At 72.7% G+C, this 14,489-nt stretch carries 15 protein-coding genes and 1 riboswitch; of the genes, 8 read left to right on the forward strand and 7 right to left on the reverse strand.

The window, feature by feature from the left end; translation table 11 throughout:
- Positions 1-71: 71 nt before the first annotated feature.
- The 3 genes from thiE to ACIHAA_RS14755 all read right to left on the reverse strand — a co-directional run bounded on the left by thiE (position 72) and on the right by ACIHAA_RS14755 (position 2,551).
- Positions 72-725 (reverse strand): thiamine phosphate synthase, encoded by a 654-nt coding sequence (gene thiE, locus ACIHAA_RS14745; protein ID WP_399816887.1) that lies wholly within the window; start codon positions 723-725, stop codon positions 72-74.
- 111 nt (positions 726-836) lie between these two features.
- Positions 837-1,202, reverse strand: a complete 366-nt coding sequence (locus ACIHAA_RS14750) for an Rv2175c family DNA-binding protein (protein WP_399816889.1) — start codon at positions 1,200-1,202, stop codon at positions 837-839.
- Between the two features lie 122 nt (positions 1,203-1,324).
- Positions 1,325-2,551: an NAD(P)/FAD-dependent oxidoreductase gene (locus ACIHAA_RS14755; RefSeq protein WP_399816891.1), complete on the reverse strand. Its 1,227-nt coding sequence runs from the start codon at positions 2,549-2,551 to the stop codon at positions 1,325-1,327.
- Positions 2,552-2,770: 219 nt separating this feature from the next.
- Positions 2,771-2,882: riboswitch (TPP riboswitch) on the forward strand.
- Here ACIHAA_RS14755 and thiO point away from each other — a divergent pair.
- The 5 genes from thiO (at position 2,880) to ACIHAA_RS14780 (ending at position 8,040) form a co-directional block, all read left to right on the forward strand.
- Entirely contained in the window at positions 2,880-4,055 is a 1,176-nt protein-coding gene (gene thiO / locus ACIHAA_RS14760; protein WP_399816893.1) for a glycine oxidase ThiO, read from the forward strand. Its footprint overlaps the riboswitch before it by 3 nt.
- The gene (gene thiS, locus ACIHAA_RS14765; protein WP_399816895.1) at positions 4,052-4,252 is read left to right on the forward strand and encodes a sulfur carrier protein ThiS; all 201 of its coding nucleotides are present in this window, start codon (positions 4,052-4,054) and stop codon (positions 4,250-4,252) included. The genes thiO and thiS overlap by 4 nt, the downstream gene beginning before the upstream one ends.
- A 5-nt stretch (positions 4,253-4,257) precedes the next feature.
- Positions 4,258-5,052 (forward strand): thiazole synthase, encoded by a 795-nt coding sequence (locus tag ACIHAA_RS14770; protein ID WP_399816897.1) that lies wholly within the window; start codon positions 4,258-4,260, stop codon positions 5,050-5,052.
- Between the two features lie 113 nt (positions 5,053-5,165).
- Positions 5,166-7,100 carry a Stk1 family PASTA domain-containing Ser/Thr kinase gene (gene pknB / locus ACIHAA_RS14775; RefSeq protein WP_399816899.1) on the forward strand — a complete coding sequence of 645 codons (1,935 nt, stop codon included), beginning with the start codon at positions 5,166-5,168 and terminating at the stop codon, positions 7,098-7,100.
- A 58-nt stretch (positions 7,101-7,158) separates the two neighbouring features.
- Entirely contained in the window at positions 7,159-8,040 is an 882-nt protein-coding gene (locus ACIHAA_RS14780) for a deoxyribonuclease IV (RefSeq protein WP_399816900.1), read from the forward strand.
- 49 nt (positions 8,041-8,089) lie between these two features.
- Here ACIHAA_RS14780 and ACIHAA_RS14785 read toward each other — a convergent pair whose 3' ends face one another.
- Positions 8,090-8,722 carry a sulfite oxidase-like oxidoreductase gene (locus ACIHAA_RS14785; RefSeq protein ID WP_399816901.1) on the reverse strand — a complete coding sequence of 211 codons (633 nt, stop codon included), beginning with the start codon at positions 8,720-8,722 and terminating at the stop codon, positions 8,090-8,092.
- A 159-nt stretch (positions 8,723-8,881) separates the two neighbouring features.
- On the opposite strand from ACIHAA_RS14785, the gene bfr reads away from it, so the two are divergent.
- A complete protein-coding gene (gene bfr, locus ACIHAA_RS14790; protein WP_399816903.1) occupies positions 8,882-9,361 on the forward strand; it encodes a bacterioferritin in 480 nt (159 codons plus the stop codon).
- A gap of 9 nt (positions 9,362-9,370) precedes the next feature.
- Here bfr and ACIHAA_RS14795 read toward each other — a convergent pair whose 3' ends face one another.
- Positions 9,371-9,622 carry a bacterioferritin-associated ferredoxin gene (locus tag ACIHAA_RS14795; RefSeq protein WP_399816905.1) on the reverse strand — a complete coding sequence of 84 codons (252 nt, stop codon included), beginning with the start codon at positions 9,620-9,622 and terminating at the stop codon, positions 9,371-9,373.
- Positions 9,623-9,791: 169 nt separating this feature from the next.
- The gene (locus ACIHAA_RS14800; RefSeq protein ID WP_399816907.1) at positions 9,792-11,144 is read right to left on the reverse strand and encodes a class II 3-deoxy-7-phosphoheptulonate synthase; all 1,353 of its coding nucleotides are present in this window, start codon (positions 11,142-11,144) and stop codon (positions 9,792-9,794) included.
- 96 nt (positions 11,145-11,240) lie between these two features.
- Here ACIHAA_RS14800 and ACIHAA_RS14805 point away from each other — a divergent pair, with 96 nt between their 5' ends.
- Both ACIHAA_RS14805 and ACIHAA_RS14810 read left to right on the forward strand, forming a co-directional pair.
- Entirely contained in the window at positions 11,241-11,297 is a 57-nt protein-coding gene (locus tag ACIHAA_RS14805; RefSeq protein WP_399817415.1) for a trp operon leader peptide, read from the forward strand.
- A gap of 109 nt (positions 11,298-11,406) precedes the next feature.
- On the forward strand, positions 11,407-13,287 hold the full coding sequence (locus ACIHAA_RS14810; RefSeq protein WP_399816909.1) for an anthranilate synthase family protein: 1,881 nt from the start codon (positions 11,407-11,409) through the stop codon (positions 13,285-13,287).
- A 90-nt stretch (positions 13,288-13,377) separates the two neighbouring features.
- Here the strand turns inward: ACIHAA_RS14810 and ACIHAA_RS14815 are convergent, their stop codons facing one another.
- Positions 13,378-14,406: a 6-phosphofructokinase gene (locus ACIHAA_RS14815; protein WP_399816911.1), complete on the reverse strand. Its 1,029-nt coding sequence runs from the start codon at positions 14,404-14,406 to the stop codon at positions 13,378-13,380.
- Between the last annotated feature and the right edge of the window lie 83 nt (positions 14,407-14,489).

Genomic DNA, 14,489 nt, shown 5'->3' on the forward strand with positions numbered 1-14,489 from the left:
TGTCCCCCAACCGGGCGCCTATGATTTGCCCGAATTGCCGTGTTGCTGTCCACCAGCCGGACACCGGGGCGTCACCGTGCGGCGCGCATCCGTTCGGCCAGCTCCGTGGCCGCCGCGCCCGGGTCGTCCGCCTCGGTGATCGCACGGACGACGACCACCCGGCGGGCGCCCGCCTCCAGCACCTGGTCCAGATTGCCGAGGTCGATGCCGCCGATGGCGAACCAGGGGCGGTCGGTGCCCAGCGCGGCGGTGTGCCGGACCAGGTCGAGGCCGGGGGCCGGGCGGCCGGGCTTGGTGGGGGTGGGCCAGCAGGGGCCGGTGCAGAAGTAGTCCACGCCGGGCTGTACGGCGGCGGACTCGGCCTCCGCCGCGGAGTGGGTGGAGCGGCCTATGAGGACGCCGTCGCCGAGGACGGCGCGGGCCGCGGGGACGGGGAGGTCGCCCTGGCCGAGGTGCAGGACGTCCGAGGCGGCGGCGTGGGCGACGTCCGCGCGGTCGTTCACCGCGAGCAGCTTGCCGTGGCGGGCGCAGGCGTCGGCGAAGACCTCCAGGTGCTCGAGCTCCTCGGCCGCCTCCATGCCCTTGTCGCGCAGCTGCACGATGTCGACTCCGCCGGCCAGGACCGCGTCGAGGAACTCGGCGAGATCGCCCTGACGCCTGCGGGCGTCCGTGCACAGATAGACACGGGCGTCGGCGAGCCGGGCGGTGCGGGCGGTGTCGGGCACGGTGGGTCCCCCCCCGGGGGGTCGGTGGCGTGCGGGCCGCGGCGGACGGGCCGGCCGAGGCCGGTCCCGTGGCGCCGCGGCCCGCACGCCGGACGGTCGTTCTCGATCGGATCAGACGGCGAGCGCCTGCGCGCGGCGCTTCACCTCCGTACCGCGATTCTCCCTGAGGGCCTGCGCGGGGGTGCCGGGCAGGGTCGGGTCGGAGGTGAACAGCCACTCGATCATCTCTTCGACCGTAAAGCCGTCGTCCCGCAGCAGGGTCAGGGTGCCGGACAGCCCCTTGACCACCTTGTCCCCGTCGATGAAGTCGGCGGGGACGTGCAGTGCGCGGTTCTCACCCCGGCGTACGGCGATGATCTGGCCCTCCTTGACCAGCTGCCGTACGCGGGTCACCTCCATGTCGAACGCCTCTGCGATGTCGGGGAGGGTGAGCCATGCAGGGACGAGAGCATCAATCTTTGCGTCAATCTCGGTCACAGGACAAGCGTGCCATCCCGGACTGACAGTCGGAAGCGGGGCACCTCCGGCGGAGTGCCCGGTTGCCTCCGGCGGTGGACGTCCGGGACCCCGGAACGGGGGACAGCCCCCGTTCCGGCAAGCTAGGCCGTCGCCTCCTTCAGCGGGCGTGACGGGTCGGCCAGCAGGTCCGGGTCCATCGGGGACCCCGACTCGATCAGACGGCGGCCCTGCGCCAGGTCCCGGGGGCGGCCCACCGCCAGCAGGCCCACCAGGCGGCCCGCGCGCAGCCAGCACACCGCCCAGGCGGCGCCCTGGGGGTTGCCGCGCCAGACGGTCGTGTCGGCGCAGGCGTGGTGGCCCACGTACTGGACGAAGCGGCCGAACTGCTCCGACCAGAAGTACGGCACCGGGTCGTACGCCATCGGCGTCTCCCCGATGATGTTGGCGGCCACCGTGCGCGGGCCCTGGAGGGCGTTGTCCCAGTGGTGGACCAGCAGGCGCTGCTCGTAGCGGCCCGAGGGGAAGGACGCGCAGTCGCCGACCGCGTACACATCCGGCACCGAGGTGCGCAGATGCTCGTCGGCCAGCACCTCCCCGTGCACGCCCAGGACGACGCCCGAACCGGCCAGCCAGGCGGTGCCCGGGCGTGCCCCGATGCCCACGACCACCGCGCCCGCGGGCACCCGGGTGCCGTCGTCGAGCACCACGGCCCCCGGCTCGATGCGGTCCACCCGGGCGCCGGTGCGCAGCTCGGCGCCGCTGTCCGCGTACCAGGCCGCCATCGGCGCGGCCACCTCGGCGGGCAGCGCCCCCGCGAGCGGCCGGTCCGCGGCCTCGACCACGGTCACCGCGCAACCCGCCTCGCGTGCCGCGGTGGCGAACTCGGCGCCGATCCAGCCCGCGCCCACCACCACGATGTCGTGCTGCTCGGCGAGGACCGGCCGCAGCCGCTCGGCGTCGTCCAGGGTGCGCAGCAGATGCACCCCGGGGACGCCCTCGGCGCCCGGCAGCCGGATCGGCTCGGCCCCGGTGGCGAGGACGAGCACGTCGTAGGGGACGGGCCCCTCGGCGGTGTCCAGCTCGTGGTCGGCGGGGCGCAGGCCGGTCACCTCGCAGCTGAGCCGCAGCTCGATGCCCAGGGCCGCGAAGTCGACGTCGAAGGCGGAGCCGTCGGCCTTGCCGAGCAGCACGGCCTTGGAGAGCGGTGGGCGGTCGTAGGGCTGGTGCGGTTCCGCCCCGATGAGGGTCACCGTGCCCGTGAAGCCCTGTTCGCGCAGCGCGACCGCGGTCTGCACCCCGGCCATGCCTGCGCCCACGACGACGGCGCGCCGCGCCGCACCGCCCCGTTCCTGCGTCTGCTCGCTCACCTGATCACCATAGTCACCTGACAATGCGTCAGTCAGGGGGCGTGCTGAGTGAGCTGCTGCACAGCACCCGGCCCGCCACCCGCGACGCCCCACCCCGGACCCCGCGCCCCGGACCCGCACGGTTGCCCCTGCGGCTACCCCGTCGCGGGCCGGACAACCCCGGCCGCCGGGAGGCTCGCTTACCGCCCGGGGCGGGCACGGGACTAGGGTGGCTCCCGTACAAGCACTCGCGGGAGCCCGGACGCACCGGGCTGAGAGGGAGGCTGGCGGCCTCCGACCGTACGAACCTGATCCGGGTCATGCCGGCGAAGGGAGGGGGCTGACGCCCATGTCATCCACACGTGCCCCGGACGTCCTCGTCGTCGGGGGCGGGGTCATCGGACTCGTCACGGCCTGGCGCGCGGCGCAGCGCGGCCTGGTCACGGCCGTCGTCGACCCCGCGCCGGGCGGCGGAGCCGCCCAGGTGGCCGCGGGCATGCTCGCGGCCGTCACCGAGCTGCACTACGGCGAGCAGACCCTGCTCGCGCTGAATCTGGAGTCCGCGCGCCGCTACCCGGACTTCGCCGCCGAGCTGGCCGGGGCGGCGGGCCTGGAGGTCGGCGACCTCGGCTACCGCCGGTGCGGCACCCTCGCCGTCGCGCTGGACGCCGACGACCGCGCCCATCTGCGGGAACTGCATGCCCTTCAGCAGCGGTCCGGCCTGGACGCGGAATGGCTGACAGGCCGCGAGTGCCGACGTCTTGAGCCGATGCTCGCGCCCGGTGTGCGCGGCGGGCTCAAGGCCGACGGCGATCACCAGATCGACCCGCGGCGGCTGGTCGCCGCGCTGCTCACGGCCTGCGAGCGGGCCGGGGTCGGCTTCCACCGGGAGCGGGCCGAGCGGCTGACGGTGGAGCGGGGGCGCGCCACGGGTGTGCGGACCACGGGCGGCCGCGAACTGGCCGCCGGGCAGGTCGTGCTCGCCGCGGGCAGCCTCAGCGGGCGGCTCGCGGGCGTGCCGGAGGAGGTGCTGCCGCCGGTGCGGCCGGTGAAGGGGCAGGTGCTGCGGCTGACCGTGCCGAAGCGGTATGCCCCCTTCCTGAGCCGTACCGTGCGCGCCGTGGTCCGCGGCGGCCAGCTCTACCTGGTGCCGCGCGAGAACGGCGAGCTGGTGGTCGGCGCGACCAGCGAGGAGCTGGGCTGGGACACGACGGTCACCGCGGGCGGGGTCTACGAGCTGCTGCGCGACGCGCACGAGCTGGTCCCCGGGATCACCGAGCTGCCGCTCACCGAGACCGTGGCCGGACTGCGCCCGGGCTCCCCGGACAACGCTCCGCTGCTGGGCCCGACGGAGCTGGACGGCCTGGTGCTGGCCACCGGGCACTACCGCAACGGCATCCTGCTCACCCCGGTGACCGGCGATGTCATGGCCCATGTCCTGACCACGGGCGAGCTGCCGGACGAGGGCCGCCCCTTCACCCCCCGGCGGTTCGCCGCCACCGCGCTCACGGAGCAGCCCGCATGAACATCTCGGTCAACGGAGAAAGCCGCCGGTTCGCTGCCGGCACCGCGCTCGACGCCGTCGTACGCGCCCTCACCACCGCCCCCTCGGGCGTGGCCGCCGCCCTCAACGAGACCGTCGTGCCGCGCAGCCAGTGGCCGTCGACGGCGCTGAGCGAGGGCGACCGCGTCGAGGTCCTCACCGCCGTCCAAGGAGGCTGATTCCCATGGCCGACGACCCCTTCGTCCTCGGTGGCAGCACGTTCTCGTCCCGGCTGATCATGGGGACCGGGGGCGTGCCGAGCCTCGATGTGATGGAACGGGCGCTGGTGGCGTCCGGTACGGAGCTGACGACGGTGGCGATGCGGCGCGTCGACGCCACCGTGCACGGCTCGGTGCTCTCCGTGCTCGACCGGCTGGGCATCCGGGTGCTGCCCAACACGGCGGGCTGCTTCACCGCGGGCGAGGCGGTGCTGACCGCGCGGCTGTCGCGCGAGGCGCTCGGCACGGATCTGGTGAAGCTGGAGGTCATCGCCGACGAACGGACCCTGCTGCCCGATCCGATCGAGCTGCTGGACGCGGCCGAGACCCTGGTCGACGACGGTTTCACGGTGCTGCCGTACACCAATGACGACCCGGTCCTCGCCCGGAAGCTGGAGGATGTGGGCTGTGCGGCGATCATGCCCCTCGGCTCGCCGATCGGCTCCGGGCTCGGCATCCGCAACCCGCACAACTTCGAGCTGATCGTCGAGCACGCGGGCGTGCCGGTGATCCTGGACGCGGGGGCGGGCACGGCCTCGGACGTGGCCCTGGCGATGGAGCTGGGGTGCGCGGGTGTGATGCTCGCCTCGGCGGTCACCCGGGCCCAGGAGCCGGTCCTGATGGCGGAGGCCATGCGGCACGCGGTGGAGGCGGGCAGGCTGGCCCGGCGGGCGGGGCGCATCCCGCGCCGCCGCTTCGCCCGGGCGTCGTCACCGGCCGGGGGCATGGCCCGGCTGGACCCGGAGCGGCCCGCCTTCTGACCGGCAGCCCCCGGCCGGACGGTGTGCGACGTGCGTCACAGCTCGGCTTCAGTCCCGGCCCGGGGCACCGCCGGGGCGGAGGTCCCGCCGCGGTCCCTCGTAGACTCGCAGGCGTGGATACGACCCTTCAGGACCCTCTCGTCGGGCATGTGCTCGACGGCCGCTACCGCGTCGACGCACGCATCGCGACGGGCGGGATGGCCACGGTCTACCGGGCCCTGGACACCCGCCTCGACCGCGTTCTCGCGCTCAAGGTGATGCACCCGACGCTGGCCGCGGACGCGTCCTTCGTGGACCGCTTCATCCGTGAGGCCAAGTCGGTCGCGCGGCTGGCCCACCCCAATGTGGTGCAGGTCTTCGACCAGGGAACCGACGGGTCCTACGTCTATCTCGCCATGGAGTACGTCGCCGGGTGCACCCTGCGGGACGTGCTGCGCGAGCGGGGGGCGCTCCAGCCCCGCGCCGCCCTGGACATCCTGGAACCGGTGCTGGCCGCGCTGGGCGCCGCGCACCGCGCGGGGTTCGTCCACCGCGACATGAAGCCGGAGAACGTCCTGATAGGCGACGACGGCCGGGTCAAGGTGGCCGACTTCGGCCTGGTCCGCGCCGTCGACACGGTCACCAACACCACGGGCACCGTCCTCGGCACCGTCTCCTACCTCGCCCCCGAGCAGATACAGCACGGCACGGCCGACCCCCGGGTCGACGTGTACGCCTGCGGGGTGGTCCTCTACGAGATGCTGACCGGCGCCAAGCCGCACGGCGGCACCTCCCCCGCCCAGGTGATCTACCAGCACCTCAACGAGGACGTGCCCCTGCCGTCGGCCGCCGTGCCGGGGCTGGCGATCGCCCTCGACGAACTGGTGACGGCGGCGACCGCCCGCAACGCCGAGCTGCGTCCGGTGGACGCGGTGGCGCTGCTCGGCCTGGTCCTGGAGGTCCGTACGGCGCTCACCGCCGAGGAGCTGGACGCCGTGCCGCCGGGGGCCCGGGCCGCGGACCACGACAACGCCCAGGACCGTACGAGTGTGATCCCGCTGCTGCTGCCGGTCCGCCCCGCGCGCGGCGGCGACAGCGACGGGGAGTCCGCCCACGACGCCGGTGCGCTCAACCGCACGAGCGTGCTGCGGACCCCGCCGCCCGAGCCCGCCGGGCGCACGGTCCGCCCCAAGCGGCTGCTGGTGCTCGTGCTCGCCGTCCTGGTGGTGCTCGGGGTCGGCGGTGGTGTCTGGTACATCAACTCCGGCCAGTTCACCAAGGTGCCGCCGCTGCTGGCGAAGACCCGGTCCGAGGCGTCCACGCGGCTGGAGCGGGCCGGGCTCGAGGTCGGGCAGGTCAAGCACGCCTACAGCGACACCGTCCGGCGCGGCACGGTGATCAGCACCGACCCGGCCGCGGGCAAGCGGATCCGTTCCCACGACGCGGTGGGGCTGACCCTGTCGGACGGCCCCGAGACGGTCCAGGTGCCCGATGTCCAGGGCGATCCGCTGGCCGGGGCTCAGGAGCGGCTGAAGAAGGCGGGCCTGGTGCCCGGCATGGTCAGTCAGCGGTTCGACGACGACGTGCAGAAGGGCTCCGTGATCGGCACGGACCCGGCGGCGGGCACCCGGCGCCACGGCGGTTCGGCGATCGCGCTGACCGTGAGCAAGGGTTCCGCGGTGGAGGTGCCCGACGTCACCGGCTCCTCGGTGGACGACGCCACGGGCCAGTTGCAGGACGCGGGCCTGAAGGTGCAGATCGCGGACACCCGGGTCACCTCCGACGAGGACGCCGGGCAGGTCGCGCAGCAGTCGCCGGGTCCGGGCGGCCAGGCCGCCGAGGGCGACACGGTGACCCTGACGCTCTCCAAGGGCCCCGAGCAGGTCGAGGTGCCGGACGTGACCGGCGACAGTGTGGACGACGCGAAGAAGGCCCTGGAGGGTGCGGGCTTCCAGGTCGACGAGGACCGGGGCCTGCTGGGTCTGTTCGGCGACACGGTCAAGCACCAGTCGGTGAAGGGCGGCGACAAGGCGCCCAAGGGCTCCACGATCACCATCAGGATCCGCTGACGGACCCCGGCGGGGGCCGCCCGCCGGGGCGTCCGGGCTCGCGTGACACCCTGGGAGAGTGAGCACTCTCCCGTCCCGTGACGCCCTCCCCCGCAACCCCGTCGGCAGCCATGTCCCCGTGGCGGGCGGCCTGCACTCCGTCGGTCTGGGTTATGCGCGGGACATCGGGGCCGAGACCGTGCAGGTCTTCGTCGCCAACCCGCGGGGCTGGGCCACCCCGCCCGGCCGGGCGCAGCAGGACGAGGCGTTCCGGGCCGCCTGCGCCGCCGAGCGGATCCCGGTGTACGTCCACGCGCCGTATCTGATCAACTTCGGCTCGCACACCGAGGCGACCGTCGAGCGGTCGGTGGAGTCCCTGCGGCACTCCCTGCGCCGGGGCCGGGAGATCGGGGCCCTGGGGGTCGTCGTGCACACCGGGAGCGCCACCGGCGGACGGGAGCGGGCGGTCGCGCTGCGGCAGGTGCGCGAGCGGATGCTGCCGCTGCTTGAGGAGCTGACGCACGAGGACGACCCGTATCTGCTGCTGGAGTCGACCGCGGGCCAGGGCGCCTCACTGTGCTCGCGCACCTGGGACTTCGGGGCGTACTTCGAGGCCCTGGACGCGCATCCGATGCTGGGCGTATGCCTGGACACCTGCCACATCTTCGCCGCCGGGCACGATCTCACCGGGCCGTCCGGGATGGACCAGACGCTGGACCTGCTGGTGGAGACCGTCGGCGAGGGGCGGCTGAAGCTGATCCACGCGAACGACTCCAAGGATGTGGTCGGCGCCCACAAGGACCGGCACGCCAACATCGGCTCCGGTCATATCGGCGAGGACCCGTTCCGGGCCCTGATGGCCCACCCGGCCACCGCGGGTGTCCCCCTGGTCATCGAGACACCGGGCGGGAAGGAAGGCCACGCGGCGGACGTGGAGCGGCTGAAGAAGCTGCGGGACTGATCGCCCGCCGCCCGGCCGCACGTCCGGTCCGGTGCCGGTCCGGTGCCGGTCAGAGCTCCGGGCCGTCCCCCGGTTCCTCCTGGTAGGAGTAGCGCTGCTCGCGCCAGGGGTCGCCGAGGTTGTGGTAGCCGCGCTCCTCCCAGAAGCCGCGCCGGTCGGCGGTCATGTACTCGATGCCGCGGACCCACTTGGGGCCCTTCCAGGCGTACAGCTGGGGGAGGACCAGGCGCACCGGGAAGCCGTGTTCCGCGGTGAGCAGTTCACCGTCCTTGTGGGTGGCGAAGATCGTGCGGTCCGAGGCGAAGTCGGAGAGGCGGAGATTGGCGCTGTAGCCGTATTCCGCCCAGACCATCACATGGGTGACGCCGGGGGCGGGCGGTGCGGTCTCCAGGATGGTGCGGGCCGGTATGCCGCCCCATTCGGCCCCGAGCATGCTGAACTTGGTGACGCAGTGCAGATCGGCCACCACGGTCGCGTACGGCAGGGCCGTGAACTCCTCGTGGTTCCAGCCGCGCTTCGCGCCGTCCGCGGTGGCGCCGAAGACCCGGAAGTCCCAGCGCTCGGGGCGGAATTTGGGCACCGGGCCGTAGTGCGTGACCGGCCAGCCCCGCTGGAGCCGCTGTCCCGGCGGGAGCTCGGACCGTACGGCTTCTCCTGACGCTCGCTCCACCGGATGCCCCATGCCTCCATCCTGACAGACCGCCGAGGGTGCATCCGACCAGCCGCAATACATAACCGGACAACTCCCACTAAGTGTGAACTTACTGGACGCCCCTCCTGGGCGGTGCAATCATGCGGCGCAACCCGCCAGTCCCCCCCCCGCTTGGAAGGAGCCCGGGCGATGCAGGGCGACCCCGAGGTCATCGAATTCCTCAATGAGCAGCTCACCGCCGAGCTGACCGCGATCAACCAGTACTTCCTGCACGCGAAGATGCAGGAGAACTTCGGCTGGTACAAGCTCGCCAAGTACACGCGGAGCGAGTCCTTCGACGAGATGAAGCACGCGGAGGTGCTGACCGACCGCATCCTCTTCCTGGACGGTCTGCCGAACTACCAGCGGCTCTTCCATGTGCGGGTGGGACAGACCGTGCGGGAGATGTTCGAGGCGGACCGGCAGGTCGAGGTGGAGGCGATCGACCGGCTGCGGCGCGGCATCGAGCTGATGCGGGAGAAGGGCGACATCACGTCCGCGAACATCTTCGAGTCGATCCTGGCGGACGAGGAGCACCACATCGACTATCTGGACACCCAGCTGGAGCTGGTGGAGAAGCTCGGCGAGGCGCTCTACATCGCCCAGCTCATCGAGCAGCCGGACAGCTAGCCGGACGGGCTAGGCGGCGTCCCGCAGGCTCCCGGGCTCGTCCAGGGAGGAGAGGACGGCCCCGCCCCGGTCGGCCAGCTCCCGGCGGGGGCAGGCGCCCCGGCCCAGCAGCGCCTGAATGCGCCGTACGCACGAACCGCAGTCCGTGCCCGCCTTGCTGGCGGAGGCGATCTGCCGGGGGGTGCAGGCGCCGTTCTCCGCGTGATCCTTGACCTGCTGCTCGGTGATGCCGAAGCAACTGCACACGTACACGCGGTTCACCTCCCGACGGGATTGCTGGGTCGTGCCGTCCCGATCGTTCGATGCTCGTTCGGTGAGGCAAACCTAACCTTACCCGTGGCCCCGGACCGGCAAAAGCGGGTCGGGGCGCGGATCGCATGTGATCCGCGCCCCACTTCACTCCGCTCCGGCGTCCGGGAAGATCGCCGGGTTACTGGTCCCGGTACATCTCCGCGACAAGGAATGCCAGGTCAAGGGACTGGCTGCGGTTCAGCCGCGGGTCGCACGCCGTCTCGTAGCGCTGGTGCAGATCGTCGACGAAGATCTCGTCGCCGCCGCCCACGCACTCGGTGACGTCGTCGCCGGTCAGCTCGACATGGATGCCGCCCGGGTGCGTGCCCAGCTCCTTGTGCACCTCGAAGAAGCCCTTGACCTCGTCGAGCACGTCGTCGAAGCGGCGGGTCTTGTGACCGGAGGCCGCCTCGAAGGTGTTGCCGTGCATCGGGTCGGTCACCCAGGCCACCACCGCGCCCGAGGCCGTGACCTTCTCCACCAGCTCGGGCAGCCGGTCGCGGACCTTGTCAGCGCCCATGCGCACCACGAAGGTCAGCCGGCCGGGCTCCCGCTCCGGGTCCAGGCGCTCGATGTACTGGAGCGCCTCCTCGGCCGTGGTCGTCGGACCCAGCTTGATCCCGATCGGGTTGCGGATCCGGGAGGCGAACTCGATGTGCGCGCCGTCCAGCTGGCGGGTGCGCTCGCCGATCCACACCATGTGGCCCGATACGTCGTACAGCTGTCCGGTGCGCGAGTCGGTGCGGGTCAGCGCCGACTCGTAGTCGAGCAGCAGCGCCTCGTGCGAGGAGTAGAACTCGACGGTCTTGAACTCCTCCGGGTCGGTCCCGCAGGCCCGCATGAAGTTCAGCGCGCTGTCGATCTCGCGGGCGAGCTGCTCGTAGCGCTGCCCGGAGGGCGAGGACCGCACGAAGTCCTGGTTCCAGGCGTGCACCTGGCGCAGGTCGGCGTAGCCGCCCGTGGTGAAGGCGCGCACCAGGTTCAGCGTCGAGGCGGAGGTGTGGTACATCCGCTTCAGGCGCTCCGGGTCCGGGATCCGGGACTCGGGGGTGAACTCGAAGCCGTTGACGGAGTCGCCGCGGTAGACCGGCAGGGTCACCCCGTCGCGGGTCTCGGTCGGCTTGGAGCGCGGCTTGGAGTACTGGCCGGCGATCCGGCCGACCTTGACCACCGGCACCGAGGCGGCGTACGTGAGCACGGCGCCCATCTGGAGCAGGGTCTTGAGCTTGTTGCGGATGTGATCGGCGGACACCGCGTCGAAGGCTTCCGCGCAGTCGCCGCCCTGCAACAGGAACGCCTCGCCCCTGGCGACGGCTCCCATCCGGGCGCGCAGCTGGTCGCACTCGCCCGCGAAGACGAGTGGCGGATACGACTCGAGGTCCGCGATCGCCTTGCGCAGAGCCTCGGGGTCGGGGTACTCGGGCTGCTGCGCCGCGGGCAGGTTTCGCCAGGTGTTGCCAGCGTCGGAGCTGGTCTTAGCGTTCACGGTCACGCCCCCAACACTACGGGGTCAAGGGAGGCCCACAGCGCCGAGCCCAGGAAGTGAGACGCCCGCTACACCGCGTGGGCATGGGGTACAGTGCGTCGCATGTTCGCGCACACGAACCAGTACTGGTGGTGGACCGCTTCTCCGGCGGCCCACTGACGCGCGTACCCACGACATTCCGCGAAGGCCGCCCGAGGGGCGGCCTTCCGTGTGTCCGGAGCCGTTCCCTCTCATCCCCAGAGTCGCCCCCCCGAGAGGACACGGACCCGTGCATCTGAGCGATCTGCTGACCGACCCCCGCCCGTTCGCCCTGCTCCGCCGTCGTACGCCCGGACACGATCACGACCGGGTGGAGGTGCTGCGCGGCCCGGTCCGGGAGTACGCGCGCCTGGCCGACCTCCCCGGCGAGGCGCTGGCCCTGGTCCCCTTCCGCCAGATCCGCGAACGCGGCTTCGACGTCCGCGACGACGGCACCCCGCTGCTGGCCCTGACCCCCGAGGAGTCCTGCGCCGTGCCGCTGGAACGGGCGCTGGCGCAGCTGCCGGACCATGACGTCCGGGTGGAGAACGGCGGCTTCGACGTGTCCGACGAGGAGTACGCCGGGATCGTCGAGCGGGTGCTGCGCGAGGAGATCGGGCGGGGCGAGGGCGCGAACTTCGTGATCCGCCGGACCTACGGGGGCCGGATCCCGGGATTCGGCCGGGCCGACGCGCTCGCGCTGTTCCGCCGGCTGCTGGTCGGTGAGCGCGGGGCGTACTGGACCTTCGTGGTGCACACCGGCGACCGCACCCTGGTCGGGGCCAGCCCCGAGGTGCATGTGCGGATGTCGGGCGGGACCGTCGTGATGAATCCGATCAGCGGCACCTACCGCTACCCGGCGGGCGGTCCGACCCCCGAGGACCTGCTCGGCTTCCTCGCGGACGGCAAGGAGACCGAGGAGCTGTCGATGGTGGTCGACGAGGAGCTCAAGATGATGTGCACGGTCGGCGACCGGGGCGGGGTGGTCGTCGGACCCCGGCTGAAGGAGATGGCGCACCTGGCGCACACCGAGTACGAGCTGCGCGGGCGGTCCTCGCTGGATGTGCGGGAGGTGCTGCGGGAGACCCTCTTCGCGGCCACCGTCACCGGCTCCCCGGTGCAGAACGCCTGCCGGGTGATCGAGCGGCACGAGGTGGGCGGGCGCGGCTACTACGCGGGCGCGCTGGCGCTGCTCGGCCGGGACGCGGGCGGCGCCCAGACCCTGGACTCCCCCATCCTCATCCGCACCGCCGACATCGGCGCGGACGGGCGGCTGCGGGTACCGGTCGGAGCCACCCTGGTGCGCGGTTCGGATCCGGCGGGCGAGGTCGCGGAGACGCACGCCAAGGCGGCGGGCGTGCTGGCGGCACTGGGGGCGGGGCCGTCGCGGCCCGCGGCGGAGCGTACGCGGCCGCTGCTGGCCGAGGACCCCCGGGTGCGGGCGGCGCTGGACGGGCGGCGCTCCCGGCTCGCGCCGTTCTGGCTGCGGATGCAGCAGCCGTCCGGGGAACCGGGCGGGCACGCCCTGGTGGTGGACGCCGAGGACACCTTCACCGCGATGCTCACCCATGTACTGCGGTCCTCGGGGCTGGAGGTGACCCTGCGGCGCTATGACGAGCCGGGGCTGCGGGAGGCGGTGCTCGGGCACGCGGGACCGGTGGTGCTCGGGCCGGGTCCGGGCGACCCGTCGGACACGGCCGACCCCAGGATGCGGTTCCTGCGGGAGCTGACGGCACGGCTCGTCCGGGAGCACCGGCACGGGGTGCTGGGTGTGTGCCTGGGCCATGAGCTGCTCGCGGCCGAACTGGGGCTGGAGATCGTCCGCAAGGCGGTGCCGTACCAGGGCGCGCAGACGGAGATCGACCTGTTCGGACGGCGGGAGACCGTCGGCTTCTACAACAGCTTCGTGGCGCACTGCGACGACGAGGCCGCGGCGGAGCTGGCCGCGCACGCCGTCGAGGTCGCCCGCAGGGAGGACGGCGAGGTGCATGCGCTGCGCGGGCCCGGTTTCGCCGGGGTGCAGTTCCACCCGGAGTCGGTGCTGACCCTGGACGGCGCTGCGATCGTGCGGGAGCTGACCGCCCGGCTGTGCGACTCCGGCGCGCTGTCCGGGCCCGGGACGGCCCGGTAGCCGCGGGCCACCGGGCGTGGTGCGGGGGTGCCCCGGTGCGGACGGCACCCCCGGTGGCGGCGGGACGGGATTCCCGGCCCCGCGGGCGGGTCAGCCGAAGAAGACGCCGACCTCTTCGTACAGCGCGGGGTCGACCGTCTTCAGCCGGGCGGTGGCCTCCGTGAGCGGGACGCGCACGATGTCGGTGCCGCGCAGGGCGACCATCTTCCCGAAGTCGGCGTCGCGGACGGCCTCGATGGCGTGCAGACCGAAGCGGGTGGCGAGCCAGCGGTCGAAGGCGCTGGGCGTGCCGCCGCGCTGGACATGGCCGAGCACCGTCGTCCGGGCCTCCTTGCCGGTGCGCTTCTCGATCTCCTTGGCGAGCCACTCACCCACGCCCGACAGGCGCACATGCCCGAAGGAGTCCAGTGACCCGTCCTTCAGCACCATCTCGCCGTCCCTGGGCATCGCGCCCTCGGCCACCACCACGATCGGGGCGTACGAGGCCTTGAACCGCGAGGTCACCCAGGCGCACACCTGGTCGACGTCGAAGCGCTGCTCGGGGATGAGGATCGCGTTGGCGCCCCCGGCCAGCCCCGAGTGGAGGGCGATCCAGCCCGCGTGGCGGCCCATCACCTCCACCACCAGGACCCGCATATGGGACTCCGCGGTGGTGTGCAGCCGGTCGATCGCCTCGGTCGCGATGTTGACGGCGGTGTCGAAGCCGAAGGTGTAGTCGGTGGCGGACAGGTCGTTGTCGATGGTCTTGGGGACGCCGACGACCTGGACGCCGAACTCGGCGGACAGGCGTGCCGCGACCCCGAGGGTGTCCTCGCCGCCGATCGCGATGAGCGCGTCGACCTCGTCCTTGGCGAGGTTGTCCTTGATCCGGCGGATGCCGTTCTCCTGCTTGAGCGGATTGGTGCGCGAGGAGCCGAGGATCGTGCCGCCGCGGGGCAGGATGCCGCGCACGGCGGGGATGTCCAGCTGCACGGTGTCGCCTTCGAGGGGGCCCCGCCAGCCGTCCCGGTAGCCGGTGAAGTCGTAGCCGTACTCCTGCACGCCCTTGCGGACGATGCCCCGGATGACGGCGTTGAGCCCGGGGCAGTCGCCGCCTCCGGTCAGTACTCCGACCCGCATGGAAATGTCCCTTCGCCGCGGTTGCCTGATGCGGGTCACGCTAATGGTGACCCACGTCACTTCGGCATGCCTCGAAAGGTCAA

Source organism: Streptomyces sp. NPDC052040 (assembly GCF_044548405.1).
In the GTDB taxonomy this organism is placed as follows: Bacteria; Actinomycetota; Actinomycetes; order Streptomycetales; family Streptomycetaceae; genus Streptomyces.